This window comes from Nonomuraea sp. NPDC050691 (assembly GCF_040654455.1).
GTDB lineage: Bacteria > Actinomycetota > Actinomycetes > Streptosporangiales > Streptosporangiaceae > Nonomuraea.
The window spans coordinates 80973-106915 of the sequence record NZ_JBFAIA010000012.1; the positions used below are offsets into that span (position 1 = coordinate 80973).

22 protein-coding genes, 1 tRNA gene, 2 pseudogenes and 1 CRISPR repeat array are annotated in these 25943 nt (G+C 69.6%); of the genes and pseudogenes, 16 read left to right on the forward strand and 9 right to left on the reverse strand.

Annotated elements, in window-relative coordinates; genetic code table 11:
* Positions 1–61: 61 nt before the first annotated feature.
* A complete protein-coding gene (locus AB0H81_RS07880) occupies positions 62–2329 on the reverse strand; it encodes a hypothetical protein (protein WP_358370761.1) in 2268 nt (755 codons plus the stop codon).
* Positions 2330–2516: 187 nt separating this feature from the next.
* On the reverse strand, positions 2517–2891 hold the full coding sequence (locus AB0H81_RS07885) for a hypothetical protein (RefSeq protein WP_358370764.1): 375 nt from the start codon (positions 2889–2891) through the stop codon (positions 2517–2519).
* 383 nt (positions 2892–3274) lie between these two features.
* A CRISPR array of direct repeats spans positions 3275–3738; the repeat unit is 25 nt; unit sequence GGTCGCCCCGGAGGGCGACCGCCAC.
* A 376-nt stretch (positions 3739–4114) separates the two neighbouring features.
* Between AB0H81_RS07885 and cas3 the strand changes: the two genes are divergently transcribed.
* The 6 genes from cas3 to AB0H81_RS07915 all read left to right on the forward strand — a co-directional run bounded on the left by cas3 (position 4115) and on the right by AB0H81_RS07915 (position 13417).
* A complete protein-coding gene (gene cas3 / locus AB0H81_RS07890; RefSeq protein WP_358370767.1) occupies positions 4115–6289 on the forward strand; it encodes a CRISPR-associated helicase Cas3' in 2175 nt (724 codons plus the stop codon).
* Positions 6286–6975 carry a type I-C CRISPR-associated protein Cas5c gene (gene cas5c / locus AB0H81_RS07895; RefSeq protein ID WP_358370770.1) on the forward strand — a complete coding sequence of 230 codons (690 nt, stop codon included), beginning with the start codon at positions 6286–6288 and terminating at the stop codon, positions 6973–6975. Before cas3 ends, cas5c begins: the two co-directional genes overlap by 4 nt.
* A gap of 4 nt (positions 6976–6979) precedes the next feature.
* Entirely contained in the window at positions 6980–8713 is a 1734-nt protein-coding gene (cas8c, locus tag AB0H81_RS07900; protein ID WP_358370773.1) for a type I-C CRISPR-associated protein Cas8c/Csd1, read from the forward strand.
* Between the two features lie 37 nt (positions 8714–8750).
* Complete coding sequence (gene cas7c / locus AB0H81_RS07905) at positions 8751–9611, forward strand: type I-C CRISPR-associated protein Cas7/Csd2 (protein ID WP_358370776.1); 861 nt, start codon at positions 8751–8753, stop codon at positions 9609–9611.
* A gap of 142 nt (positions 9612–9753) precedes the next feature.
* Entirely contained in the window at positions 9754–10044 is a 291-nt protein-coding gene (gene cas2 / locus AB0H81_RS07910) for a CRISPR-associated endonuclease Cas2 (RefSeq protein WP_358370777.1), read from the forward strand.
* 3196 nt (positions 10045–13240) lie between these two features.
* A complete protein-coding gene (locus tag AB0H81_RS07915; RefSeq protein WP_358370780.1) occupies positions 13241–13417 on the forward strand; it encodes a hypothetical protein in 177 nt (58 codons plus the stop codon).
* Positions 13418–13910: 493 nt separating this feature from the next.
* Here AB0H81_RS07915 and AB0H81_RS07920 read toward each other — a convergent pair whose 3' ends face one another.
* Positions 13911–14120, reverse strand: a complete 210-nt coding sequence (locus tag AB0H81_RS07920; protein ID WP_358370783.1) for a hypothetical protein — start codon at positions 14118–14120, stop codon at positions 13911–13913.
* A 539-nt stretch (positions 14121–14659) separates the two neighbouring features.
* On the opposite strand from AB0H81_RS07920, the gene AB0H81_RS07925 reads away from it, so the two are divergent.
* Positions 14660–14833, forward strand: coding sequence for a hypothetical protein (locus tag AB0H81_RS07925; RefSeq protein ID WP_253764998.1), 174 nt, complete (start codon positions 14660–14662; stop codon positions 14831–14833).
* 458 nt (positions 14834–15291) lie between these two features.
* Positions 15292–15894, forward strand: a pseudogene (locus tag AB0H81_RS07930) (tyrosine-type recombinase/integrase); the annotation flags it as partial.
* 228 nt (positions 15895–16122) lie between these two features.
* Here AB0H81_RS07930 and AB0H81_RS07935 read toward each other — a convergent pair.
* A tRNA-Pro gene (locus AB0H81_RS07935) sits at positions 16123–16196 on the reverse strand.
* An 89-nt stretch (positions 16197–16285) separates the two neighbouring features.
* Here AB0H81_RS07935 and AB0H81_RS07940 point away from each other — a divergent pair.
* From AB0H81_RS07940 to AB0H81_RS07955, 4 genes are all read left to right on the forward strand, one after another.
* Positions 16286–16714, forward strand: a complete 429-nt coding sequence (locus AB0H81_RS07940) for a hypothetical protein (protein ID WP_358370786.1) — start codon at positions 16286–16288, stop codon at positions 16712–16714.
* A 303-nt stretch (positions 16715–17017) separates the two neighbouring features.
* Positions 17018–17563 carry a hypothetical protein gene (locus tag AB0H81_RS07945; RefSeq protein WP_358370789.1) on the forward strand — a complete coding sequence of 182 codons (546 nt, stop codon included), beginning with the start codon at positions 17018–17020 and terminating at the stop codon, positions 17561–17563.
* Between the two features lie 5 nt (positions 17564–17568).
* On the forward strand, positions 17569–18600 hold the full coding sequence (locus AB0H81_RS07950; protein WP_358370792.1) for a hypothetical protein: 1032 nt from the start codon (positions 17569–17571) through the stop codon (positions 18598–18600).
* 7 nt (positions 18601–18607) lie between these two features.
* A complete protein-coding gene (locus tag AB0H81_RS07955; RefSeq protein ID WP_358370794.1) occupies positions 18608–18802 on the forward strand; it encodes a hypothetical protein in 195 nt (64 codons plus the stop codon).
* A 61-nt stretch (positions 18803–18863) separates the two neighbouring features.
* Here the strand turns inward: AB0H81_RS07955 and AB0H81_RS07960 are convergent, their stop codons facing one another.
* Both AB0H81_RS07960 and AB0H81_RS07965 read right to left on the reverse strand, forming a co-directional pair.
* A complete protein-coding gene (locus AB0H81_RS07960; RefSeq protein WP_358370797.1) occupies positions 18864–19310 on the reverse strand; it encodes an ATP-binding protein in 447 nt (148 codons plus the stop codon).
* On the reverse strand, positions 19300–20070 hold the full coding sequence (locus AB0H81_RS07965) for a SigB/SigF/SigG family RNA polymerase sigma factor (protein WP_358370800.1): 771 nt from the start codon (positions 20068–20070) through the stop codon (positions 19300–19302). Before AB0H81_RS07965 ends, AB0H81_RS07960 begins: the two co-directional genes overlap by 11 nt.
* A gap of 176 nt (positions 20071–20246) precedes the next feature.
* Between AB0H81_RS07965 and AB0H81_RS07970 the strand changes: the two genes are divergently transcribed.
* Complete coding sequence (locus AB0H81_RS07970) at positions 20247–20603, forward strand: STAS domain-containing protein (RefSeq protein ID WP_358370821.1); 357 nt, start codon at positions 20247–20249, stop codon at positions 20601–20603.
* 14 nt (positions 20604–20617) lie between these two features.
* On the opposite strand, the gene AB0H81_RS07975 is transcribed toward AB0H81_RS07970, so the two are convergent.
* Positions 20618–21337: a GAF and ANTAR domain-containing protein gene (locus tag AB0H81_RS07975; protein ID WP_358370802.1), complete on the reverse strand. Its 720-nt coding sequence runs from the start codon at positions 21335–21337 to the stop codon at positions 20618–20620.
* Between the two features lie 58 nt (positions 21338–21395).
* Between AB0H81_RS07975 and AB0H81_RS07980 the strand changes: the two genes are divergently transcribed.
* From AB0H81_RS07980 to AB0H81_RS07990, 3 genes are all read left to right on the forward strand, one after another.
* Complete coding sequence (locus AB0H81_RS07980) at positions 21396–23228, forward strand: SpoIIE family protein phosphatase (RefSeq protein WP_358370804.1); 1833 nt, start codon at positions 21396–21398, stop codon at positions 23226–23228.
* A gap of 283 nt (positions 23229–23511) precedes the next feature.
* Entirely contained in the window at positions 23512–24615 is a 1104-nt protein-coding gene (locus AB0H81_RS07985) for a glycosyltransferase (protein WP_358370807.1), read from the forward strand.
* A 107-nt stretch (positions 24616–24722) separates the two neighbouring features.
* Positions 24723–25316: an FMN-binding negative transcriptional regulator gene (locus AB0H81_RS07990; RefSeq protein WP_358370810.1), complete on the forward strand. Its 594-nt coding sequence runs from the start codon at positions 24723–24725 to the stop codon at positions 25314–25316.
* A gap of 23 nt (positions 25317–25339) precedes the next feature.
* Here the strand turns inward: AB0H81_RS07990 and AB0H81_RS07995 are convergent, their stop codons facing one another.
* Positions 25340–25834 (reverse strand): helix-turn-helix domain-containing protein, encoded by a 495-nt coding sequence (locus AB0H81_RS07995; RefSeq protein WP_358370824.1) that lies wholly within the window; start codon positions 25832–25834, stop codon positions 25340–25342.
* Positions 25835–25889: 55 nt separating this feature from the next.
* Positions 25890–25940, reverse strand: a pseudogene (locus AB0H81_RS08000) (hypothetical protein); the annotation flags it as partial.
* Positions 25941–25943: the final 3 nt, after the last annotated feature.

The window sequence follows — 25943 nt, forward strand, 5'->3', positions numbered from 1 at the left end:
AGTCTCCCTGTCCGTCACGAATCACAGAGCCTAGCGACGTGGGCCGCGGCGCATGGGGCAGTTACAGGCGCTGGTGCGATTCGAAGGCTTGGGCGAGCAGCTTCTCGGTCCGCGCGTCGAGCGGGACGCCGAGCGCCTGATGACGTTGCCGCAGGAGTTGAGCCGTCCGCCGAGCGTCGTCGCGTCGGCCCAGTCCCAGTTGTAGGCGGACGATGCGGAGGTAGGTCTCCTCGGCATCCGGGTCCAGAACACGGGCGCGCTCGAGAGCCTCGACGGCACGTTCAGGCGTCTCGGTGGCCAGCTCTTCCGCGTACTGGGTGAGCAGATCAGCCTGGGAGCGGGTGAGCGGATATCGGTGGTCGTCGATCCATTCGCTCTCCAGTCCGTCGGCCAGCGCACCTCTGCAGAATGCTGCGGCCTCCGCCAATGCCGCCGCCCGGCTCTCCCGCTTTTCGGCTTGCCTGACCTGTTCGAGAGCGAGCTGGAAGTCCCACAGATCCACGCTGACGAGTTGCGGATCGATGCGGTAGGTGGCGCTGTCCTTGGTCGTCGAAGCGTTGATGAAGGGCGCCTTCTTCGAGTTCGGACTGACGTAGCCGGTGGCCGTGACCAGGGCGGCGCGCAGGTGCCGAAGCGTGTTGTGCACGTCCTTTCCAGTCTCGTCCGGCCAGAGGGCTGTGGTGAGTTGCTCACGGGTCACGCCGTCGGGGTGGAGGGCGAGGTACGCGAGGAGATTCTGCTGAAGCCAGCTCAACTCCAGAGCTTCAGCCCGGTCACGTACGTGGACTTTGAGCGGCCCCAGGACGAACAGCCGGATGAGTTGGGGACCAGACCATGCCTCGCGGAAGGGTTCAGCGGGCGGTGCTGCTGTGTCTTGCGAATCCGTGGCAGGAGCGAGTTCCCGCAAGTGTGCGGCTGCCTCCTCCTGAGTGATGTGAAAGAGCTCGGCGCCTTCGATGACGTCGGCCAGTCGGCCCTCGACCACCTCAGCCAGGTGGCTCTGCCCCACCGTGCAAGTGGTACCGCCCGACCACTCCCCCAGGATCAATGCGCTCACACCAGCGGCTTCGGCCGGCGACAAAGGTGCCGCTGCCAGCTCGAAGGTGTCGTCGCTGAGCTCGGTCACAAGGAGCGCGACCGGAAGGACCTCGCCAGGATCGCGATCACGGAGCTTCCCGACGTCCGAGGCGTCCCTTTCCAGAAGCATGCGCTGCCGCGTGAAGCAGATTTCCGTCAGCCGATTGAGCGCCTCGCCCGCATCCGGTGTAAGGATCAGGCTCGGCAGGGCCGGCGCCATCGCCTGAAGCTCCTCTGGGGGCACGCCCAGCAGCGACTCCGCCTGTTCCACAGCCATGATCACTTCAGCGCGGTAGTCACTCGACTGGCGGAGCAGGTCGAGCACCAGATACCTGGCGACATCACGGCTGCCGGGTCCCACCAGTCCCAGGCCAGGGCCTGCGATGTCGACCTCTACGAGCGACCCGTCTGCCCGCCGTCCGATCGCCGCCTTCAGCGGAACGTCGATCGAGTACGCCTCCCTCATGAGGTCCGCGTCCGAAGCTGCCTCTCGCCCCTGCTCCTTGGCGGCTCGGCGATGCGCCAGACGTAGTTCTTGAATGGCCGGCTCGGGACCGGGTTCGGGAGCGAGTACTACTGGCTCGCCGGTTGGCGGAGGAAGCCGACGCCGGCGGCGCCGCAGCCTGTTCACAGCGAACGCCGTACTGATGCCCGCAGCGTACGAGACCGCGACGAGTGATCCCGTCGACAGCTCGACGGCCCCGTCGGTTCGCTGGTCCCGGCCTGGGTTGATGTCGGCAGGGGGTGGAGACGGGGGTGCTGGCGTGGTTGGGGGCGTTGGGCGGGAAACCGGTGCCGGTCGCGGGCTCTCCTTGCCGGGCAGCCGTAGTTCCCAACGCGGGTGGATGACATCAGGATCTGTGAAGATCCGCCCATCCGGTTGCCGGGAGTGAGCGTTGAGCTTCCAGATCTTCGGCCACCTACGCGGGCTGCCGAGCTTCGCGTCCGCGATTTCCGCGAGCGTGTCGCCTTGCCGCACCCGGTACACAGGTACGGCGTCATGTGGCGCCGCCTTGCCGAGGGGATGGAGCGGTGCCATCGCGACCACGGGCGGAGCGGGCGAATCCGCTGCCACGGCTGTGGGCACGCTTACCGCAAGAGCAGCGGATGCCACCAGGTAGGCGGCCATGCGCTGCATCCCGCCCAGGCCGGGCAACTGCGGAGCGATGCGTAGCCCGCGGGCCTTGGCCAGCAGTTCCCAGGCCACCGAGAAGGAGAAGAGCGCCCAGGCGCTCCATGCGACGAGCTCCACGGCATTGATGAACAGTTGCTCAGGCCGCCCCCTCCTGCCCTGCGAGCGCCTGCTCCCCCGCGAGTGCCGGGGCGGCCGATCTCATGGCCGCCGTAGGCGATCCAGCTGTCTCCCCATCGCCATGCCCCGTTGTCGTCGTCGGCGGCACGAAGGTAGGAGCCCGCGAGCAGGGCCACAAGAAGGAAGCTCACCTTGACGGCGGTGTGCATGCCGTGCCCTTGATGCTCATGCCGGTGAGCCGCCACCGGCCGTCGGAGGACTGCTCCAGCTGGGCACGGATGTCGGCCCTGGTCTGGCCTTTGGCGGTTTCCGGGATGAGGAGATGGGTTTGCCGGTCGGCCATGCCTGCCTGCGACATGTCCTGACAATCGACAACCTCGGCGCGCTTCCCACCCACGCGGACTTCCTTCACGCCCGGGATCATCTGGCCGTACGGCTCTCGTCCCTGCTCCACCATCCGCCGCACGCCGTCGACGAGGTGGTCGAGATAGGCGCCCTGGACGTACGGCTTGAGCAGCTTCCGCGCCTGCTCGGGGGACGACTTACCGGCCTGGGCCAGCACCGGCCAGTACTTGGTGTACGTCGCTACGACGGCGTCGTGGGGTGCGGATGGCGACCTCGCAGGAGTTGGAATTGGGTCACCAGCGGAAGCACTGCCTCGGGGAGGCAGAGCCGGTGTGTGATCCGCTTGGCAACTGACAAGGGCTACAGGGATGAGGAGCAGAAGTGGCAGGCGTAGGCATCGGCCCGTACCGGTACTCTCGTCCTCGCACTTCCGCACCTTGACTCCTAGCAATGACTTGAATGCGGAGAGTAGCGTAAGGGTGGAGCAAAGCAAACATCAAGTGTCTAGGCAGCAAGCCGACACAGTGCTGGCCCTAGTACCAGATGCAGGAGGCGGTCACCTCCGTTCGACGGTGATCGTGGGCGCGGCTGCGATCCTCGGTCGGCCCTGGAGGTCGACCGCCACCCTATGATCATTGGTTGCAGTGGTTCAAAGAGACGGAGTTGCGATCCTCGGTCGCCCCGGAGGGCGACCGCCACCGTCCGGCCTGCACGCTCGTACCGGCAGGGCCTCGGGTTTCGATCCTCGGTCGCCCCGGAGGGCAACCGCCACGGCAGGGCAGCGGGCCTGGCCGTCGCCGCGGTCGGCGTTGCGATCCTTGGTCGCCCCGGAGGGCGACCGCCACCTTGAAGAGTTTGGCGGCGGCGGGCTTCTCCAGCTTGTTGCGATCCTCGGTCGCCCCGGAGGGCGACCGCCACCGTACGGGCAGTTGTCGGACAGCGCCGCCCCGGAAGGGTTGCGATCCTTGGTCGCCCCGGAGGGCGACCGCCACCGCCAGCGCGACCGCATGGTGGCCTACGTCACCGAGTTGCGATCCTCGGTCGCCCCGGAGGACGACCGCCACAGCATCTGAGTAGGCAATATGCCCCTCGGCACCGACAGGACGACTTGCGAATTCACGCATCAAGGAACATTACGACTGATAACTCCTCAGGAACCTACCGCGTGTCGCGTGAGCACACCAGGTTCCGAAGCACGGGCACGGCAAGCACAACAAGCGTAAGGCTATGCCGGGAGTGCGCCCGGATCGAGCAGCTCCCTAGGGATCTTGATCATGATTTGTATGCGGACGTAGGTCGTCTGGCCGAGACGGCCGGCCGCCCTGTCCGAGATGAAGCGATCGATGTTGTTGAGCGCCGATTTGGTGGAACTCCGCGAAACTGTCGGTGGCATCTCCTAAAGTTCAGCTCTCGCAGGGATCCTCCGATCAAGGGGTGTGCGTGAGCGACCGCTTGTGGGCGCACAGTGCCCGGGACGGCGACAGGCTTCGCCATGGTCTCGCCGACCATTTGCGCGGAACGTCGTGGCGCGCAGGCGCCTTCGGCGAGGTCTTCGGCGCGGGCCCGCTCGCTGCTCATTGCGGCCTGTTGCACGACGTTGGGAAAGGCTCCTGCCAGTGGCAACGCGGCCTGATCAATGCGGAGCGCCTGGGCGGCCGGGTGGGCATCCCGCACAAGCATGCGGGTACTTGGCTGCTGGACCAGCACGGCCTGGGCATCATGTCCGCCGTGGTGTTCGGTCATCACGGCGGGCTGCCGGACGCGACGCGACTCAAGAAGGAACTGCGCTTCGCGGACACCGATCCGCTGGTCGCCGAGGCAATTCGGCGGGTCGAGGAAATCGTCCCGGAGATTCATCCGTCGGAACCTATCGCACCACCCACCTGGCTGCCCGAGGCAGCGGCTGCTGACCCTTATGCCTTGGATCTCCTGGTTCGCATGGTCTACAGCACCGTGGTTGATGCGGACTTTTTGGACACCGAGCAGCATTTCGCTGGCGTCGCGCGCCCCTTTCATCCGGTTTCTGCCGCTGATCTGGCTGAGCGTTTCGAGCAGGGGCGCCAGAACCTGCTCGAAAACAAACCGAAATCGCCAATTGATGGGTTACGTCAAGAGGTCTACCGCCAGTGCGTGGAGGCTGCGCAGGGACCGCGAGGTATTTATCGCATCCCGGCGCCCACTGGCTCGGGGAAGACGCTCGCGGCGGGCGGCTTCTCCCTGGAGCACGCTCGGGTGCACGGCATGAAACGCGTCGTCGTCGCCGTGCCGTTCATGTCGATCACGGAGCAGAACGCCTCGGTCTATCGCGAGCTCTTGGACGTCGAGGGCGAGGATCCGGTGGTGCTGGAGCACCACAGCGGCATCGATCTGGACGACGGAAGGGCAAGCAGGAGGTGGCAGCGGCTGGCCGCCGAGAACTGGGACGCCCCCTTCGTGGTGACGACCACCATCCGGCTGTTCGAGTCGCTGTTCTCGCACAAGCCCGCGGCGATGCGCCGCGTGCACCGACTGGCCGGTTCGGTGATCGTCCTGGACGAGGTGCAGGCGCTACCGGACCGCTTGCTGATCCCCATCATCTCCGCCCTGCGCAGCCTCAGCCAGTGGTTCGGTGCGACGGTGGTACTGGCCTCAGCCACTCAACCCCCGTTCGAACTGCTCAGCCCCTTGCAGGGCACGCGCATCACGGATGTCATCGCCGAGCCGAAACCGCTGTACAAGGCTCTGAGCCGAGTGCGGTACCGGTGGCTCCTGGATCCGAAGCCGACCATGGCGCAGATCGCCGAGCAGGCCGCGGCGGGGCCTCAGGTCCTCGTGGTGGTCAACACCACCAGGGACGCCGCCCGGATGCATGAGCTCGTGGAGGAGCATCGGCCGGCGCTGCACCTGTCCACACGGATGGCAGCCGCGCACCGGCGCGCCGCCTTGGACGAGATCACGCGGCGTCTCACCGCCGAGGAGCCGGTCGCGGTGGTGAGCACCCAACTGGTCGAGGCAGGAGTAGACCTGGACTTTCCGGCTGGTTTTCGGGCGATCGCCTCTGCTGACTCCCTCCAGCAGGCAGCCGGCAGAGTCAACCGAAGCGGGCGGCTGCCGTACGGACAGGTCACCATCTTCGACCCGGAGGACGGCAACAAGGCGGCCGACAGGTTGTACGGCGCCGCTCTGGAGGCCACCCGCGCCAGGTTCGGTCCTCACTGCCCACCCGACGATCTGGACGCGTTGGAGGCCTATTACCGGGCCAGGTTCGACTTCCACAACGTCGAGGCGGCAGGGCACGAGATCCAGCAGGGCCGCCAGGCCCATGACTTCCCTCGCGTGGCCGAGCTGTTTCGCATGATCGATGAATGGACCGTTCCCGTTGCAGTGCGCTACGGCGACACCGAGAAGCTGGACAGGATCCTCGCCCACCTGCGTGCCGGGCACCCTGGAGCAGGCGCCCAGCTGCGTGCTCTGCGTCCCTATCTGGCCACCCTGCCTCGCGGGGCCGCGCGCAAGGCACTGCAAGAAGGACTTGCCACCCCCGTCGTCGGTGACCTCCTCGAATGGCTCGGCGACTACCACCCGCAGCGAGGCATCGAGATGACCTCCCCCGACCCCCAGGAGCTGGTGTTTTGACCACCCGTCGCGTCCACCATCCGCCTCCGCCGCTCGTCGTGGAGGTCGAGGCGCCGTACGCCTGCTTCACCCGGCCCGAGTTCAAGACCGAGCGGATGAGTTACCCGGTCATGACCCCGTCGGCTGCGAAGGGCGTGCTGGAGGCGATCTTCTGGAAGCCGGAGTTCGGCTACCAGGTCACGCGCATCGAGGTGCTCAAGCCCATCCGGTGGGCGTCGATCCGCCGCAACGAGGTCTCCTCCATGCTGACCATGGCATGGGTGCGCGAAGCCATGGCTGACACCACCGTGCGCTTCGATGCGGAGGCCGATCGTGACCAGCGCAACATGGTGTGCCTGCGCGACGTCGCCTACCGCATCCACGCCCAGGTACGGCTGCGCCCGCACGCCACCGATCCCGAGGCCAAGTACCGCGACCAGTTCCGCCGGAGAGTCGAGCGCGGCGCCTGCTACTCCCAGCCGTTCATGGGTGTACGCGAGTTCTCCGCCTCCTTCCGCCCCAACACCGGCTGCGAGCCGATCCCCCACGACGACAAGCTCGGAGTGATGCTGCACAGCATCGTCTACGGCCCCCAGGGCGAGAGCTACCGCTGGTTCCAGGCCGAACTCCAGCAGGGGGTGCTGGCGATTCCACGCGAAGGCATCGAGTTGCCGGGCGCCGACACGCGTACCGGCGGCAGGCGGTGACCCCGTGCTGATCAGACAGCTCGCGGCGCACGCCGGCGACAGGCGCGACCTTCCACCGCCCTACTACCGCAACCGGAACGTACGGTGGGCGATCGACCTGGACGGGGACGGACACCCCCGAGGAGGTCGCCTGGTGGACCTCAGCACCGCTGAGTCCAAGTCAGGAGTGCCGCTGGACACCCCGTACGTGCAGCGCTCCGGCACGGGATCTCTGCCGTTCCTGCTCACCGACACCTTGCAGTACGTGCTGGCGATGCCGAAGGACGACAGCGACAAGCAGATCGCCGATGCCCGCCGGCGTGCCGAGGGCTTCGCCGAACTGGTCTACCGGTGGGCGAAGGACGAACCGCTGGCCAAGCCTGTCGTCCGTTTCCTGCGAAGCGGCGCCTTGTCGGAGGTGGAGATCCCGGCGCACGCCAAGCCGTCCGACGTGGTGGCGATCCGCACGGACCAGGGATGGGTGCACGCCCTGCCGTCCGCCGTTCAGGTGTGGGGGCAGATCGTACGGGAGCGCAAGAGCGCCGCCGGCGGGCTGGGGATCTGCCTGTCCTGCGGTGAGGGAGGTCCGTTGCTGGCCACCATTCCCGAGCCGGTGAAGCCAGGGGGCATCCCCGTGGCAGGTGGCCGCGGCAGGGACGCGCAGCTCGTGTCCATCAACAAGACCGCCCAGGGGCGTGGCGGCATCACGCAACTGGCCAACACGCCGCTCTGCGACACCTGCGGCGGGCAAGCAATGTCCGCACTGAACGCGCTCCTGGCAGACCGGCAGCACCACTACCGTGGCGCCGACAGCGTCCTGGTGTGGTGGCTGCGCCGTCCGGCTCCCTTCTCCCTGCTCGGCGCCGTCCGAGACGCTCAGCCGCAGGACGTCAGGGGCATTATCGAGCAGGTGCACCTGCCGCCCGCTCGGCGCGCCGACTGGCTGGACGACAACGACTTCTACGCGGTGACGCTGTCGGCGAACCAGAGCCGCGTGGTGATCCGTGACTGGATCGACGTCCCGCTGCTCGAGCTGTGTCAGCACCTGGACACGTGGTTCGCCGACCACGAGATGGCAGACCTGTGGGAGGACGGGCCGCAACGAGTCCCGCTGTGGCGGATGGCCGCCGCACTGGGCAGGCACGGCAAGCAGGGTTACGTCAGGGACACCGCACCCCGGTCGACCGAGCGAGACCTCATGGCGGCCGCCCTGCATGGCACGCCGCTGCCCGCCAACCTCCTGGCCCGCCTGATCCAGCGGGTCCGTGCCGACAACCGCGTGGACCTGCCGCGCGCCGCGCTCCTGCGCCTGCTGCTCGTTCGAGCCACCCCGGCCATGAAGGAGACCCTGTTGGAGCATCTCAACCTCGACACCCGCGACCCCGCCTACCTGTGCGGGCGCGTCTTCGCGGTGCTGGAGGACATCCAGCGCACCGCCCTGGACAACATCAACACCACCATCGGTGACAAGTTCTTCGGCGCGGCCATGGCCAGGCCGCTGCCGGTGCTCACCATGCTGCGCAAGAACGCCACCGGCCATATACGGCGGCTGCGCGGCAGCAGAAAAGCCGCCGGGATCGCCCTGGACAAGCGCCTGGACGAGATCTTCCAGAAGTTCGCCGCCGAACTGCCGGCCACCCTGGACCTCGCCGGTCAGGGACGGTTCGTCCTCGGCTACCACCAGCAGAGATCGGCCGACCGGGAGGCGGCCCGCGCCGCCGCTGCCGCGCGCAAGGCCGCCGCGCCCGAGTCCGCCTGATTCGTCGTCCCCGTCCTCCCGAAAGGAACTTTTCGGCATGTCCGTCCACCTGGACCCCGCCCGTAAGCACGACTTCGTCTTCCTGTTCGACGTGCGCGACGGTAACCCCAACGGTGACCCCGACGCCGGCGGCATGCCCCGGACCGATCCGGAAACCGGCCACGGCCTGGTCACCGACGTGGCGATCAAGCGTAAGATCCGCAACACGGTGGCTCTGGTCAACGAGGGCGTCGCCGGTTACGACATCTACGTCGAGGCGGGAGTCGCGCTCAACGCCCAGCACGAGCGCGCCTACGCCGCGCTGAACCTGGACCCCAAGCAGCGGCGCAAGTCCGAGTTCGAGGCGCAGCAGTGGATGTGCCAGACCTTCTACGACGTGCGGATGTTCGGCGCTGTCATGACCACCGGCACCAAGCCGTGCGGACGTGTCCAGGGCCCGATGCAGCTCACCTTCTCCCGGTCCATCGACGTGGTCCTCCCCCAGGAACACGGCATCACCCGCATCACCCAGACCCGCCAGGACGACATCGACAAAGGCGAGTCGACCGAGATGGGCAACAAGCACATGATCCCCTACGCTCTCTACCTCGGTTACGGGCACTTCAGCGCCCCTCTGGCCCGCCGTACCGGCGTGACCGGCCAGGACCTGGAGACGTTCTGGCGGGCCATGACGCTGATGTTCGAGCACGACCGCGCCTCCACCCGCGGCGAGATGGCGTTGCGTGGCCTGTACGTGTTCAGCCACGACGACCCCTTCGGCCGGGCTCCGGCCCACCAACTGTTCGACCGCGTCGAGGTCACCGCCAAGAAGCCGATCCCGCGCTCGTTCACCGACTACACCGTCTCCGTCGGGAACGACCTCCCCGAGGGGGTCGCCCTCACCTCCATCATCGGGTGACCGACACCGCTCCGCAGGGCCGACGGCGTCCCCCTTCAGCAGGTGACGCTGTCGGCCCTGGAACATCACGCCTACTGCCCGCGCCAGGCCGGGCTCATCTTCTTAGAGAACTGCCGGCTTACATCCCTTGGACGGTCGGCTGATGCAACTGCTCCTGACGTACGACGTGGTGACCACCACACCGGAGGGCCGCCGCCGGCTGGGACAGATGGCCAAGCTGTGCGAGGGCTACGGGCATCGCGTGCAGAAGTCCGTATTCGAGATCACCCGCACGGACGCCGAGCTACTCGCCCTGCTCGACTCCGCACCCCGGATCATCGATGCGTCCGATGATTCGGTGCGGGTCTATCGGCTGTCGAGCAACGGCTTCGATACGGTGCACTGTCTGGGCGTAGCTGAGCCCGCACCCCACCATGATTCACTCATTCTTTAGTTCGGAACCTCAAGTGCTCACGCGACGCGCGGTAGGTTCCTCAGGAGTTATCGCCCGATACGTTCCTTGATAAGTGAATCCGCGCATCTTTCTATCAGTACCGAGAAGGCATAACACCTGCTCAAATGCTGTGGCGGTCGCCCTCCGGGGCGACCGAGGGTCGCAACGCCGGCACCGACCACGCCCTCGCCCTCCACGTCGGGTGGCGGTCGCCCTCCGGGGCGACCGAGGGTCGCAACCCGCGTCTGTCGGCTGACCTGTCGGGCGGTCTTGACTGTGGCGGTCGCCCTCCAGGGCGACCGAGGGTCGCAACGCGCTGGTGGAACAGTGTGTGGACGGCGCCTGGACGTGTGGCGGTCGCCTTTCGGGGCGACCGAGGGTCGCAACAGCGCGGACGCGGTGCGGGTGTGGTCTGTGGCCGCGACGTGGCGGTCGCCCTCCGGGGCGACCGAGGGTCGCAGCTACGTCCTGGCCGACGGCAACGCGATCAACTTCCTGCAGTGGCGGTCGCCCTCTGGGACGACCGCGGGTCGCAACGCCGTGGCGTACGGCATGCGGCCAGACGGCAAGGCCCGGTGGCGGTCGCCCTCCGGGGCGACCGCGGGTCGCAACGAGTTCGTCGTCTGTCGCCGCTCTCTGGGCGTGCGTGGCGGTCGCCCTTCGGGGCGACCGAGGGTCGCAACGTCACGGCACGCGCGGATGTGGGCGAGGTCCAGGAGTGTGGCGGTCGCCCTCCGGGGCGACCGAGGGTCGCAACAGGCAGGGCTGGGTGCCGAGCCCGTCCCCGACGTTGTGGCGGTCGCCCTCCGGGGCGACCGAGGGTCGCAACGGTCTGTCGTTCGGCCCCTCGAACGTAGCGATCTGGTGGCGGTCACCCTCCGGGGCGACCGAGGGTCGCAACCTTGGGGGTGAGGCCGCCCCCGCCGTGCTGCCGGTGGCGGTCGCCCTCCGGGGCGACCGAGGGTCGCAACTTCGGCCGCTGGAACGCGCGCACGTCCTCTGCCAGGTGGCGGTCGCCCTCTGGGGCGACCGAGGGGCGCAACGGCAACGGCATCGACCTACAGAATCAGCGCGCGCTGTGGCGGTCGCCCTCCGGGGCGACCGAGGGTCGCAACGCCACGAGCCCGCTGATGATCGCAGCGCTCTCAGCGGTGTGGCGGTCGCCCTCCGGAGCGACCGAGGGTCGCAACGCCACGAGCCCGCTGATGATCGCAGCGCTCTCAGCGGTGTGGCGGTCGCCCTCCCGAGCGACCGAGGGTCGCAACTTCCAGTGGGCGAACTAACGCATAGCTGAGCGAGGGAGTGGCGGTCGCCCTCCGGGGCGACCGAGGGTCGCAACATTGAGGGTGTCTCCTCGGTTCGGGAATGCAGAAGGGGTGGCGGTCGCCCTCCAGGGCGACCGAGGGTCGCAACTTCGGGTGACCCCGATGGCGAAGAGACCAACCCCCAGGTGGCGGTCGCCCAACGAGGCGACCGAGGGTCGCAACTCGACGGTGAGCACGTCGCCGGCGGCCACCAGCAGGTGGCGGTCGCCCAACGGGGTGACCGAGGGTCGCAACCACCAGGCCGCCGGGTGGGTCCTCAAGGGCGGTCCGGACGTGGCGGTCGCCCTCCGGGGCGACCGAGGGTCGCAACTTCGGCGACTTCCGGAGGGCTTCGGACGCTCTCCTGGAGTGGCGGTCGCCCTTCGAGGCGACCGAGGGTCGCAACTGGTCGGGGCAGTGCGCGCCGACGGCCGTCCAGCCGGTGGCGGTCGTCCTTCGAGGCGACCGAGGGTCGCAACACCGCCAGCTGCAGCCACTTGCGGGAGCTGCGGCGTGGCGGTCGCCCTTCGGGGCGACCGAGGGTCGCAACGGCGTTGGTGTCGCTCGCATGGTTTTCGAGCCGGAGTGGCGGTCGCCCTCCGGGGCGACTGAGGGTCGCAACTTCCTGTCCCGTGCCTCTGAGCGAGCTGAGCGGAGGTGGCGGTCCCCTCCGGGGCGACCGAGGGTCGCAACAACATGGCGCTGATCGCTGAGAAGCGGTTTGGCATGTGGCGGTCGCCCTCCGGGGCGACCGAGGGTCGCAACCAGCGGCTGTACGACACCCTGATCGGCCACTCGAGTGGCGGTCGCCCTCCGGGGCAACCGAGGGTCGCAACCATTCCGTACCGAAGTACAGAGCTGTGGTGTCGGCATCAGTGGCGGTCGCCCTCCGGGGCAACCGAGGGTAGCAACCTTCGGGGGTGTGGACAATGTAGGGCTGGCTGCACTGTGGCGGTCGCACTCCCGGGGCGACCGAGGGTCGCAACCACGGGTCAGGGTTGATCAGAAGAGTCGGGATGCCCAGTGGCGGTCGCCCTCTGGGGTGACCGAGGGTCGCAACACCGCGGTGAGGGCGTGCGCTCCGAGGTCGAGCACGTGGCGGTGGCCCCCCGGGGCGACCGAGGGTCGCAACGATCCGGGGTCAGGCCCCCGGCATCAAGCCGGGGGTGGCGGTCGCCCTCTTCGGGGCGACCGAGGGTCGCAACTCCAGCAACTGGTGGAGCTGGCGTCGCATGTGCCGCGGTGGCGGTCACCCTCCGAGGCGACCGACGGTCGCAACATCCTGCTCGTGCAAGACGAGATCCTCGCGGCGTTGTGGCGGTCGCCCTCCGGGGCGACCGGGGGTCGCAACTTGCAGGAGCATCGTCCGGGTGCCGTGCCGAAGGGGTGGCGGTCGCCCTCCGGGACGACCGAGGGTGGCAACTTCTGTTGCTCGGCCATCTGACCACCTTTCCTGGGGGAAGTGGCGGTCGCCTCCTGGGGAAGTGGCGGTCGCCCTCCGAGGCGACCGAGGGTCGCAACTCGGCGCTGCTGGTCAGCAGCCGCTTGAACAGCTCCGGGTGGCGGCCGCCCTCCGGGGCGACCGAGGGTCGCAACAGCTCGGCGGCTGTCGGAGCGGCCGGTTTTGGCTGCCGTGTGGCTGTCGCCCTCCGGGGCGACCGAGGGTCGCAACCACATCTCCGACGTCAGCAGCCTGTCGGACATGGGGTGGCGGTCGCCCTTCGGGGCGACCGAGGGTCGCAACGACTGCACCGTCACCACGGTCGAGTACGTGCCGGAGGGTGGCGGTCGCCCTCCGGGGCGACCGAGGGTCGCAACATCACGCCGGCGGTCCAGTGCACGTACGCGCCGCGTGGCGGTCGCCCTTCGGGGCGACCGAGGGTCGCAACGCGGTGGCCTACGCGCTGCGGCCGGACGGCAAGGCCCGGTGGCGGTCGCCCTTCGGGGCGACCGAGGGTCGCAACCTGCACTGGTGGCTCGCCATCCTGACGATCGGGTTGTGGTGGCGGTCGCCCTCCGGGGCGACCGAGGATCGCAACTCGGCCAGGCCGGCGTCCAGCAGCCGGTAGGTGTGGGTGGCGGTCGCCCTCCGGGGCGACCGACGGTGCCTTGCTACCTTGGCAAGAGCCATTGCCTCGACGCACGGTCCCAATGCCCCGCCTGCGCCATCAGGAGACCTGCCATGGTCAGCAAGAGCCAACTGAGCCGACCGCATGTGTCTTTTCCGCCGCTTCGAACTCACCCGCCCTCCCGGCCCTTTTGACCAGGCGCCCCCAACGCGGCGACCGCTGGAATTGCGCGCCGATCGTGCCACCGCTCGGCAACCGCCCCTCACCTTCCTGCTTCGCCAGCGTCCACCGCCAAGCAGCTCGTTGTAGGGCTCGATTCCCATCCAGATCAGTCTCCGCAGACTGATCTTCTTCGCCATGGGCGCCATCCGCCTCCGCCTCAGCTTCACCCTCAGGGGGCGAGCCACGCTGAGCAGAGGCCGGATCTGGCTCATCAGCATCTCGTACGCACCGATCAAGGCCAAGCTGGGCCAGCCCGCGATCACCTGTCCGATCAATGTGGGCTCGGGGCGATGTTGGCGCCCAAGCTGGCCAGACTGCTGAGAACGAGCAGCGCCACGGCAGGAGTCCACCGCGTGAGCCATACCGGCTCGCAAGGAGCAGCGACATCGACGCGTGCGGCCACGATCGTGCCGTCCACCACCAATGGGATCAGTGTCGCAGCCAGCAGATCCTCACCCGGCTGGAGCGCCAGCTGGCGCATGTGGCGGAACGAGACGACCGCTGCGATTCCCGCGACGAGCAGTACGGAGACTGTAGTGGTACGGCGTATCCAGCGATCCAGGCGGCTGTGACGGCGAGAAGGCGCGCTCACGAGATCACGTCCTCGGCCATAAACTGAGCGCGTCCCGCCTGGCGGCGAGGGAGCGGACGACCAGCCTCGACGGTGACAGATCGCGAGCTGGCCCGAATGCAGAAGAGCGGGGCCGTGACGGCCCCGCTCTTCCTGTTCTGTGCCCCCTGGGAGATCCGCACCTGTGACCGCTACCAGGGCTAACTGAGGCGCCACAAAGGGCCTGCTCGGGGCCTCCCGAACCCGATTCAAAGCTCTAGTCTGCAGGTCTCCGCGCGCTGCCGAACAACCGATACGGCAGCCACACGGCGGGCGCGCGAACCACCTCGCGCAACTTGGCCTCCAGGAGCAAAGGATCTGTGCCATCGAATGCTGACCTTCTAGCGCTTTCGGACGACGACAGCCGACAGAGCAGCGCGCCACAAGATGTCTGGCGAACGACCGAGGAAGTGGCGGCCCTGCTCAAGGTCGACCCGTCCACCTTGCGCCGCTGGCGTACCGCGCGACCGCCACAGGGACCGCCCTTCGTCCGGCTGTCGTCGCGCTTGACGCTCTACAGCATCCACGACCTCCAGCGGTGGCTCGCGCACCACCGCATCGCCCCCGAAGGAGATGATGCGTGACCAAATCCAAAGAACTCCCCCCGCAAGGAGTCTCCCTCTCAGCTGACATCGAACATCGGCCGGATCACTCATCGCCGTATCGAGCCCGTGTCCGATGGGTCGAGCCGGCGACGAAGCAACGCAAGTCGAGGTCCGAGGCGTTCGAGACGGCCGACGACGCGGAAGCGTGGATCGCCGGCATGGAGCGACTGGCCCAAGGTGGCGTTGACCCCAGGCTCGCCACCGCCACCTTGGCCGAATACGGCGAGAGCATCATGAAGCTGGCGGTGCGCGGACTCGAGGCCAAGACGCTCGACCCTTACCTGGCCGGCTGGCACAAGCGCATCGTCCCGGCTCTGGGTCATCTGCCCGTACGCATGATCACGTACGGAGCCGTCGACAGGGTGGTCTGCGGCTGGATCGCGGACGGCTGCAGGAGGTCCACCGTCAAGAACAGCTTGGCCATGCTGGTGCGGATCATGGAGCAGGCCGTCCGGGACGGCATCATCGAACGCAATCCGGCACGTGTGACGGGATGGCAGCGCGAATACCGCCTCGCCGAGGACGAGCTGGACGATCCGCGCGCTCTCGCCCTGCCGGACTGGGCGGCGCTCCTCCGCCTGGCGGCCGCGCTCGTGAGCCGCTCAGCGGGCGAGTACGCGGGTTGGGGAGATGTCGTGATCTTCACCGCCGCCACCGCGGCCCGGATCGGTGAGACCTCGGGCGTGCGGGTCGGCGACATCGACACCCGGACGTGGACCTGGACCGTGCGGCGCCAGACCACGCCAGGTCCCGGTGGGCTCATCGACAAAGGCACCAAGGGCAAGCGCGCCCGGACCGTGCCGCTCATCGAGGAGGTCCGCGACCTCGTCTCTCGGCGCATGGCCGACGTGGACCACGATCCGTCCGCCAGGCTGTTCACCGGCCCTCGCGGCGGACGCATCACCACCGCCGTGCTGCGGGATGCCACGCACTGGGACGAGGTGGTCACCAGCCTCGGGTTTGAGCACCTGCGGCGGCACGACCTGCGTCACACCGGACTCACCTGGATGGCCGACGCGGGCGTCCCGGTTCACGTGCTCCGCAAGATCGCCGGCCACGGATCGCTGAGCACCACCCAGCGCTACCTGCACCCGGACGCGCGGTCGATAGCCGCGGCCGGAGCCGCGCTGAGCAGCCACCTGTCCGCCGGCTGGTCCCCAAATGGTCCCCAGCTCAAGATCGCGAGAGAGCCCGTGATCACACCCGCCACAACGAGAAAGACCGGCCTACCTGGGCTTTCACCCAGGCCGACCGGCCTTGTGTCACCGTCGGGACGACAGGATTTGAACCTGCGACCCCTTGACCCCCAGTCAAGTGCGCTACCAAGCTGCGCTACGTCCCGGTGTGTGTCCGTCCCTGCGGGGCGAGACGTCATAACCTTAGCGCACATCGGAGGCGCCTGCGCACATGCGGGCGGGAGCGGAGTGGATCTTGGGGCGTAGGGCGGCGATCGACCGCGGGGAGCTGGCGAGGCTCGTGGCGGAGGGGTGGAGCGTGCGGGAGCTGGCCGCGCACTTCGGCGTGAGCGAGTCCGGGGTGTTGCAGGCCAAGCGCGCCGCCGGGCTGGTGAAGCCGACCCTCGATCACAGTCGCGCCCTGCCGTGGAAGGTGGCGCGGGCGCACATCCAGTCGGGGCCCGCCACGAACCTGCGCAACCTGTCCGCCGCCGCCCAGGGGAGGCCGCCGGCGTCCGAGCGGTTGAACACCGCCCTGCGTTGGGCGCAGCGGCTCGTCGACGCGGGGCTCGATGTGTCGTACGACCCCGAGGAGGGGTTCCGGGAGCTTCCCGCCGAGCCCGGCGGGCAGTCCCATGTGGCCATGGTTCTGGCACAGGCGAGGGAAGCTCTCGGCATCTCCTGAGCGAGCTGGGCACATGAGTGGTCCGCCTCCGCTTCCGTCGCCCTGGTCTCGGCGCGCCCCTTCTCGCTGATGATGCGTCGGCTCCACCGGGGAGCCGCACACCCTGAGCCGCCGGCTCGACCTATGGCGCCACCCCGCCTCGGCGGCTGAGGGCGTCGCTCGGCGTCTGCTCCGGCGGTCGGGGCCCGAGGCCGGGTATGGCCGTGTCGTGGCTGACAGGGGCCTGTGCGCCGTCCCTGAGCGTTTCGAGCGCTCGTTCGGGGGCAGGCGCTGGTCTCAACACAGAGACCGGAGGCGAAGAACATGTCCACCTTGACCTGGGTGGCCGTCGTCGTGGTCGCGGTGGTGGCGCTCGCCGCAGTCGGCTACGTGGTGCTTCAGCAACAGCGCCGCAGCCGCCTCCGCGCCCGTTTCGGCCCCGAGTACGAACGCGCTATGGCCGAGCACGACAACAAGAAGGAGGCCGAGCAGGAACTGCTGGCGCGTGAGCAGCGGCACGCCGAGCTCGACATCCGGCCCCTTTCCGAGGAGACGCGCAACAGCTACGCCAAGCGGTGGACCGAGGTGCAGGAGCGCTTCGTGGACGCGCCTGGCTTCGCGGTGACCGAGGCGGACCAGCTCGTGACGTCGGTCATGTCCGACCGTGGCTACCCGACGGACGACTTCGAGCAGCGGCTGTCCGACCTGTCCGTGGCCCACGCCTCGACGCTCGACCACTACCGCACGGCGCATGAGATCAGCGGGCGCGCGGCCCGCAAGGAGGCCTCCACCGAGGAGCTCCGGCAGGCGATGGTCCACTACCGCGCGCTCTTCGAGGAACTGCTGGAAGAGACGACGCGAGGACGGTGAGGGACGTGGGTGAGGAGATGCGGGTGCCGTCGCAGCGCGGCGACCACCCCGGCGACGAACGACAGGACCAGTGGAACGACCACCGTCACAGCGCGGTCGACGACGTGCGTGGTGACGACGACGTACGGGCGGCGCGGCCGGAGGACGACGACCTCCGCATGATCGTCGATGACGACCGTGACCGTGACGGGGTTGCCGGCAGGGCTCACGACCCGGCGCGGGGTGCGAAGGGTGACGACGTCTTGGTGGCCGGCGGCAATGACGTCCGCCGTACGGGGGACGACGGTTTCGACGACGTCTCCGGGCGAGGGCACGGGGTTGCGGGCGACGATGTCCGCTCGGGCCACGACGGTCCCGGCGACGTCACGCGCAACGATCTGACTGACGACGTCACGCGCGACCCCGACGACGTCGCGCGTGACGATCTGCGCGACGGCGACGACCGCACGGGCAACGACCACACGAGCGACGACCGCACGAATGACGTGCACAGCTCGAACGACGTGCACAGCTCGAACGACGTCCACGGCTCGGACGACCTGACCGGGCCGAACGACGAGAACGCGCGGCGCGAACCCTACGCCACCGGTGTCTCCACCGGCCCCGGCCCTGCCGTGGACGAGGACGTGACCGGTCCCGCCCACGTGGCCCAGGACACGTCCCTCGACGAAGGTGACGGCACCGGCGTGGACGGCGGCGCGAAGCCCTCGCACGCCGCCCCGGCCGACATCGTGCTGTTCGACCAGGACCCGGCCGAGGTGCAGGCGCGCTGGCGGGAGCTCCAAGCCGGCTTCGTGGACGACCCGGGGGACGCCGTGCAGCGGGCCGACGGGCTGGTCGGCGAGGTCGTCGAGGCGCTCACGAGCGCCCTGACGTCCCGTACCGGCGAGCTGCGGCAGCGCTGGAGCGGCTCCGACGACAACGACACCGAGCAGCTCCGCCTGGCGCTGCGCGAATACCGGACGGTGCTGGAGCGCCTCCTGGCCCTCTCGGGCAGTGGGAGCGCGACACCGGGCACCACCACAGGGACGAGGTGAGAGGCACATGCTCGCGATTGTCGCGGCGATCGTGTTCGGGCTGGGGTTCCTGCTCGACTTAGTCAACGTCCGGATCCCGGGCGGCATCTCCGGCACGACGTTCATGCTCCTGGGGCTGATGTTCCTCGCCCTGCACCAGGCGGGTGTGGGGACGGCGAGCATCCGCAGCTACGGCGGATGGCGCGGCCGCACCCGAAGGTAGGCGGCAGGAGCGCGGCACGTGAAAGGCCCCCGGTTCGGGGGCCTTTCCCAGGTCACAAGGGTCACAAGGTCTTGCCGGAGAAGCGCATCACGATCGTGCTCCCCTCGTCGCCCACCCGCAGGTGCAGGTCGGCGGAGAGCATGCGGGCGACCCACAGCCCCATGCCGCCTACGGAGCCGGGCATGGGACCGGGTTTCCATGTTCCGTCGTCGTGCACCTCGACCACGACGTCGCCGTCGTCCACCCACAGGCGCACCCGGGCCTCGTCATGGCCGTGGGTGACGGCGTTGGTGGCGACCTCGTTCACCGCGATGACGAAGTCGCCGACGGCCTCGTCGGGCATGCCGGCCCGGCGGGCCTCGGTCTCGGCGAACTGCCGGACCTGCGGCAGGTCCGGCAGCCGGAAAACGATCTTTTTCGCGGGCGTGCCGGGCGGCGGGCCGGTGAGACCCGCATCAGGAGGATGCCCGTCCTCGCGCACCCGGCTGACCACCCTTTCAGCCAACAAGCTCGGCGCGCAGCTGGTCGAGGACCTTGCGCAGGATCCGGGACACGTGCATCTGCGAGATGCCGAACTCCGCCGCGATCTCCGCCTGCGTCATGTTGCCGAAGAAGCGCAGGAGCAGGATGTGCTTCTCACGGGAGGGCAGGGCGTCGATGAGCGGCTTGACCGCCTCGCGGTCGACCATGGTGCTGAGCGTGTCGTCGTCCTCCGGGATGACGTCGCCGAGCGAGGCGGCGTCGTCGTCGGTGCCGAGCGGCGCGTCCAGCGACAGGGTGCTGTACGCGGCGGAGGCGTCGAGCGTGAGCAGGACGTCCTCCTCGCTGATGTTCATCTTGGCGGCCAGCTCCGCGACCGTCGGGGACCGGCCGAGCGTCTGGCTGAGGTCGGCGACCAGCCGGTTCAGCTCCGAGCGGCGCTCCTGGTAGAGGCGCGGGACGCGGATGGCCCAGGTGCGGTCGCGGAAGTGCCGCTTGACCTCGCCGGTCATCGTGACGACGGCGTAGCCGCGGAAGGCGTGGCCGAGCGTCGGGTCGAAGCCGTTGATGGCCTTCATCAGGCCCACGTACGCCGCCTGGAGCAGGTCCTCCAGCGGCTCACCGCGGTAGCGGTAGCGCCGGGCGATCTCCATGGCGAGCGGGCGGTGCATCTCGACGATGCGCTCGCGCAGCCGTTCCCTCAGACTGTCGGGGGTGTCGATCCTGACCATCTCGGCCAGGAGCTCTTCGGCGGTCATCTCCTCAAGAACGATTTCCTGCACAGCCATCGCTGCTCCTCATATGGGTCGCAGGGGCGGCCTCCACAGGAAAAAAGCCCATGCAGAGGCACGCCTCGCGTCTTACTTCGAGACGAAAGCCCTCTGCTGGACTTCGGCTCCAGTATGCCCCATCCCGCGGGACGTATTCCTCCCTGCCGCGGTGACAGTAGGGTTGCTTCGTGACAATGCCGGAGAACGGTGAGGGCTCTGTGGCCGCCCTGAGCCTGACCTCGTCGACCGTTGACGAGATCACTGTGGTCAAGGTCGACGGGGTGCTCGACGCGACGACGCGCGAGCAGTTCGCCGACTACCTGTCCTTGTCGGGGCCGGACCTGATCCTGGACCTCGCGGGAGTGACGTTCATGGACTCGCGCGCGCTGGGGCTGATCGTGCACCAGTGGCAGACCAGCCTGGCCAAGAGCTCGCGCTTCGCGCTGGTCGGGGTCGAGTACTCGAAGTCCAAGGTGATGTGGATCACAGGGCTGGCGCAGCGGCTCCCCCTGTACGACACCCTCGACGACGCGCTGGCCGCGATCGGCTGAGCCAGGACGGCGAGTCAGCGGCGCGACTTGCGCTGGTGCTCCTCCACGAGGAGCCGGGCGAGGTCGGCCACCTTGACCTGGTGGTGCTGGGAGATCCGGCGCAGCTCCTCGAAGGCGGCCTCGGAGGTGCAGCCGCTGGTCTGCATGATGATGCCCTTGGCCTGGTCGATGACGGCCCGGCCGTTGAGCGCCTCCTGGAGCTGGGCCGCGTCGGTGCGGACCTCCTCGAAGTCCTGCATGTTGCTCATGGCGACGCCGACCTGCTGGGTCAGCATGTCGGCCAGCGCGTGCGCGCCGACCGGGGAGAACGCGCCGGGCCGCACGGAGTAGAGGCCCACGAGCAGCATCGCGGGCGCGACCTTGATGGGCAGGACGAGGACGGAGCGCACCGCCCAGCGGTTGGCCAGGGCGGCGTAGCGGGGCCAGCGGCCCTCGGTGAGCACGTCGCCGACCACCACGCGCCCGGCGGTGCGGCGGGCGTCGACGGACGGCCCCTCCCCCAGGCGGCGTTCCTCGTCGACCAGCGTGATCAGCTCGCTGTGCGAACCGGAGACGAGGACGCGCTGGTCGCGCCAGTGTTCGGCGGAGCTGCCCGAGCAGCCGGGCACCCCGTCGGCCAGGGCCGCGGTGAGGCCGCGCAGCACGCTCTCGGTGGAAGTGGCCTCCCCGAGGCGGCCGAGCACCGCAAGGTCACGGGCGAGGCCGGGAGTGATCATCGTCACGGTCGATTCCATAGGTTCGCCTCCCTACCCCTTATAGCTAGCATTATCCGATGTGGCGTAGCGTCAGAGCATGACTGTGCCGGACCTCGAACACGCTCTGGACGCGCTCTCCGCGCGCGTCACCTCTCTGCGTGAGGCGAGGACGGCCTACCCGTCCGAGCTCGCTCCGATCCTCGAAGCCGCGCTGGCCGAGCTGGACACCGCCTCCGAGCTGCTGGCCGAGGCGCGCGCGGAGCTGCGCAAGGCCTCCGACCGGCGCCAGGGCAAGAAGGACGGGCCGCAGCGCGAGCTGAAGCTGCTGCGCCAGGTGTTCCGGGCGTTCCCCGTGCCGGTGATCGTGCTGGACGGCGGCGGCGTCGTGCGGCGGGTCAACGGCGAGACCTCGCGGGTGCTGGGCAGCCCCGACGGCTACCTGGTGGGCCGCTCTTTCCCGCTGCTGGTGGACGTCTCGCGGCGGGCCGCGTTCCGCTCCCACCTGACGTCGGTGCTCCAGACGGGACAGCCGGCGGCGTTCGAGACGCGGCTGGCGCACCAGGGCCGCACGCACACGGTGCAGCTGGCGCTGACCCGGCTGACGATGCCGGGAGAGCCGCAGCAGATGGTGGCGGCCGTGGCGCTGCCCACCGAGGTGCAGCTCCCGGGCCCGGCGGCGGAGCGGCCGGAGGAGTCCGACGGCGAGCTGCTGCTGGCCGCGAGCAGGCGGCAGGACCTGCTGGCCCGCATGGCCGCGCTGCTGCTGGACGAGGAGGCGCTGCGGCAGCCGGTCGCGCTCCCCCGCGCCACGCGGCTGCTCGCCGCCGAGTGGGCCGACTGGGTGATCGCCGACGTCGTGCGCGACGGGATGCCGCGCCGCTCGGTCGTGGTGGCGCCCAAGGACCACCCGCTCGGCGGGCTGGTGCGGCTGGTGGAGGGGGCGGAGCCGGCCGCGAGCCAGGTGGTGGCACAGGTGCTGGAGCGCGGCTCGGGCGTGGTCCACGAGATGCTGGACGACGAGACGCTGCTCGGCTTCTCCGCGGAGGGTCCGCTGTTGACCGCGATGGGCGCGGGTTCGCTGCTGAGTGTGCCGATCGGCGCCCGCGACGGGGCACTGACGCTGGTGCGCGGGCACGACCGGCCGCCGTTCACGCTGGCCGACCTCGGGGTCATGCAGGAGGTGGGGCTGCACCTCGGCCTCGCCGTACGGGCGCAGCGCAGCTTCCAGCGGCGGTCCCGGGCGGCGGACGCGCTGTCGGCCAGCGTCGCGCCGCGCAACCTGCCCGACGTGCCGGGGTACGAGGCGAGCGCCATCTACCACCCGGGCGCCTCGGTGGGCGCCGAGTTCTACGACGTGTTCCCCGTGGAGAGCGGCTGGGCGTTCGCCCTGGGCGGCGCCGTGGGCAAGGGCGAGGAGGCCGCCTCGGTCAGCGCCATGGTCAGGGGCGGGCTGCGGGTGCTGGGCACCTGGGAGTCCGACCCGGACGCGGCCATGCGCAAGGTGAACGAGGCGCTGGTCAAGCAGGGCACCGGCATGTTCGTGATGGCGGTGGCGGGGTTCGTGCGCGGGCGCACGATCCGGCTGTCGTCGGCCGGGCACCACCCGGCGGCGCTGCTCCAGCCGGACGGCGGCGTGCGCTTCGCCACGGGCGGCGGCGTGCCGCTGGGCATCGCGCCGGTGGCCGAGACCGGGGTCGAGGAGATCACGGTCGGCATGGGCCAGACCCTGGTGCTCTACTCCGAGGGGCTGATCTCCTCCCGCAACGAGGCCGGCGAGCCGTACGGCGAGGAGCGGCTGGCGGACGTGCTGGGGCGGTGCGCGGGGCAGTCGCCGGCCACGGTGGTCAAGGCCGTGGAGGCGGACCGCAGCGCGTTCTCGGGCGGCCAGGTGTGGGACGAGATCGTCGTCCTGGCCCTGCGGGGCGCCTGACCGGACCCCAGCCCGACCTGACCCGACCCTCACCGGACCAGAGCCCGACGGGACCCACGCCTTACCTGACCAGATCCGTCCTAACCTCACGAGATCCCCAAGGTCCGCCCGGAAATTCTTGGAGCTCCACCCAGCCGTTCGCGTTTTTTGTGCGAGAAGTCGGTTCTGTCGGGGTTTGCGTCTGGGGCTGTTCCGGGTAAAGTCTTCAGCACAGATATCCGTGCCTAAGACGCAGGCACACCTTGAAGGCTGTTTCCACATGCTTTCCACCTTGAGGTGTGCCATGAATATCGCGATCGTCGCATCCGTCAACGGCAGCAAGCGCCACCACATCCACGCCGTGGCCCGTGAGCTGGGGCGTGAGCACCACGTCACGATCTACTCCCGCCGAGACAGCGCCGAAGGCAAGCCCAGGACGCGGGTGGCTCCGGGGGTCACGGTGGAGCACATCGACGTGGGGCCGGCGCGCGACCTGAGGCCGGACGACGTGGTGCCCTATCTCAACGAGATCGGCCGTCACCTGACCAAGCGGTGGAGCCAGGAGCGGCCGGACGTCATCCATGCCCACTCCTGGACCGGCGGGCTCGCGGCCGTCGCCGGCGCCAAGGGACTCGACGTGCCGGTGACCCAGACCTTCCACACGGTCGACGCCGCCCACATCAAGCTGGAGCGGGCGCTCGGCCGCCGCGCCAACGCGGTCATCGCGGGCTCCAACGACGAGGAGTCGGCGCTGATCCGGCTCGGCGTGCCCCGCAACAACATCGCGATCGTCCCCTACGGCGTCGACACCGAGCGCTTCCACCGGCAGGGCCCCGCCGCCACGCGCGGCTCGCGCAAGCGGCTGCTGCACGTCGGCGCCCTCTCCCCCGACCGCGGCGCCCACACCATCGTCCGCGCCCTGCAGGGCCTGACGGACGTCGAGCTGGTCATCGCCGGCGGGCCCGACCCCGACGGGCTCGGCGACGACCGCGAGGCGCGCCGGCTGCGGGCCCTGGCCGAGCAGCTCGGCGTGGCCGACCGCGTGACCCTCCTCGGCCAGGTCAAGCGCACCACCGTACCCAAGCTCATGCGCGGCGCCGACGCCGTCGTGACCGTCCCGCGCGAGGCCGCCACCGGCATCGTCGCCCTGGAGGCCATGGCGTGCGGCGTGCCCGTGATCGCCTCCTCCGTGGGCGCCCACCTCGACTCCGTCATCGACGGCGTCACCGGCCTGCTGGTGCCGCCGGACCGCCCGGCCCAGACCGCGCGTCTGGCCCGCGAGCTGCTCTCCGACGGCACGCTGCGGACCGCGCTCGGCTACGCCGGCGCCGACCGCGCCCGCTCCCGCTACTCCTGGGAGCGCGTCAGCCAGGAGCTCGTCCGCGTGTACGAGGCCGCCTGCGCCTGACCCGCCCCGTCCACGGGCGCGCCCCCGCGCCCCATCCCCTCGGCCCCATTCCCTCGGCCGGACCCCGGAGCCCCGGTGTCCGGCCGTATGAATATATGATCCCCTGCATGTTGATTCATCCGTGGGACTCCGCCGGCCTGGAGCAGTCCCTCGCGTTCGTCAGGGACCACGCGTTCGGGCAGCTCATCGCCTCCGGCCGCGACCGCGATCTTCCCGTCGTGGTCCCGACGCAGTTCCTCCTGCACGACGACCGGACGGTTCTCCTCCACCTGGCCCGCCCCAACCCCGTCTGGGCGGCGATCGAGGAGAACCCGAAGGTCCTGCTGTCCGTCGCCGGCCCCTGGTCCTACATCCCGGGCTCGTGGCGGGCCGAGCCGGGCACCGACCCGGCGCTCGGCGTGCCCACCACCTACTACTCGGCCGTCCAGCTCGCCTGCCACGCCGAGATCGTCAAGGACGCCGAGGGCAAGCTGGAGATCCTCCGCGCCCAGCTCGGCGACCTCGACCCGGATGCGGGCGACCCGGCCGCGATGCCGCGGCTCCTGTCGGGCATCCAGGGCCTGCGGCTGGCGGTCGAGGAGGTCCGCGGCAAGTTCAAGTACGACGGACACAAGGACGCCGCGCACCAGGGACGGGTGGCCGGGCGCCTGGCCGAGCGGGGCGGCCCCGGCGACGCCTCCGCGCTGAGCCACCTTTCCTGACCCATCAGTTCAGATCGGGCGGGTCAGATCAGGCGGGCGGCCTTGAGACCGAGGTGGACGGCCAGGCGGTCGTCGCCCTCGCCCAGGTCGCGGCCCAGCAGCCGCTCCGCCTTGCCCAGCCGGTAGTACAGCGTCTGGCGATGGATGCCCAGCTCGGCCGCCGTCTTCTGGGCGTGGCCGCCGAGGTCGAGGTACGTCTCGACGGTGTGGGCCAGCTCCACGTCCAGCGCGGCGGTCTCGGCCGCCAGCTCGGCCAGGTCGGCCTGACCGAGCCGGGCCAGCAGCCGGTGCGCCCCGAGGTCCTCCCAGCGGGCGACGGGCGCGAAGCGCGGGAAGTGCTCGGCGATCCGCAGCGCCTGCCGCGCCTCCCGCCAGCTCTGCCAGGCCTCCCCCGGGTCGCGCCGGACCGCCCCGATGCCGGCCGCCGTGCCGTACGCGGCCTGGACCGTGCGCGCCACCTCGGCGGCCAGGTGGGCGGGCGCGAGCAGCGTGACCGGCGAGCCGGGCCGGGCCAGCACCCCGCGCGGCAGCGTCCCCGGTGAGGTCCTCCGCCGTGGCCCGGATCGCCCGCTGGAGCGGGTGCGTGACCTCCAGGTAGGTGTCGAGCGGCCAGCCGTTCGCCACGCA

Coding starts and splice junctions, on each gene's coding strand:
- AB0H81_RS07920 (WP_358370783.1), bottom strand. CDS start 14,120: ATGCGCCAGCTGGCGCTCCAGCCGGGTGAGGATCTGCTGGCTGCGACA.
- AB0H81_RS07985 (WP_358370807.1), top strand. CDS start 23,512: ATGAATATCGCGATCGTCGCATCCGTCAACGGCAGCAAGCGCCACCAC.
- AB0H81_RS07970 (WP_358370821.1), top strand. CDS start 20,247: ATGCCGGAGAACGGTGAGGGCTCTGTGGCCGCCCTGAGCCTGACCTCG.
- AB0H81_RS07945 (WP_358370789.1), top strand. CDS start 17,018: ATGTCCACCTTGACCTGGGTGGCCGTCGTCGTGGTCGCGGTGGTGGCG.
- cas2 (WP_358370777.1), top strand. CDS start 9,754: ATGCAACTGCTCCTGACGTACGACGTGGTGACCACCACACCGGAGGGC.
- AB0H81_RS07955 (WP_358370794.1), top strand. CDS start 18,608: ATGCTCGCGATTGTCGCGGCGATCGTGTTCGGGCTGGGGTTCCTGCTC.
- AB0H81_RS07990 (WP_358370810.1), top strand. CDS start 24,723: ATGTTGATTCATCCGTGGGACTCCGCCGGCCTGGAGCAGTCCCTCGCG.
- AB0H81_RS07965 (WP_358370800.1), bottom strand. CDS start 20,070: ATGGCTGTGCAGGAAATCGTTCTTGAGGAGATGACCGCCGAAGAGCTC.
- cas7c (WP_358370776.1), top strand. CDS start 8,751: ATGTCCGTCCACCTGGACCCCGCCCGTAAGCACGACTTCGTCTTCCTG.
- AB0H81_RS07975 (WP_358370802.1), bottom strand. CDS start 21,337: ATGGAATCGACCGTGACGATGATCACTCCCGGCCTCGCCCGTGACCTT.
- AB0H81_RS07980 (WP_358370804.1), top strand. CDS start 21,396: ATGACTGTGCCGGACCTCGAACACGCTCTGGACGCGCTCTCCGCGCGC.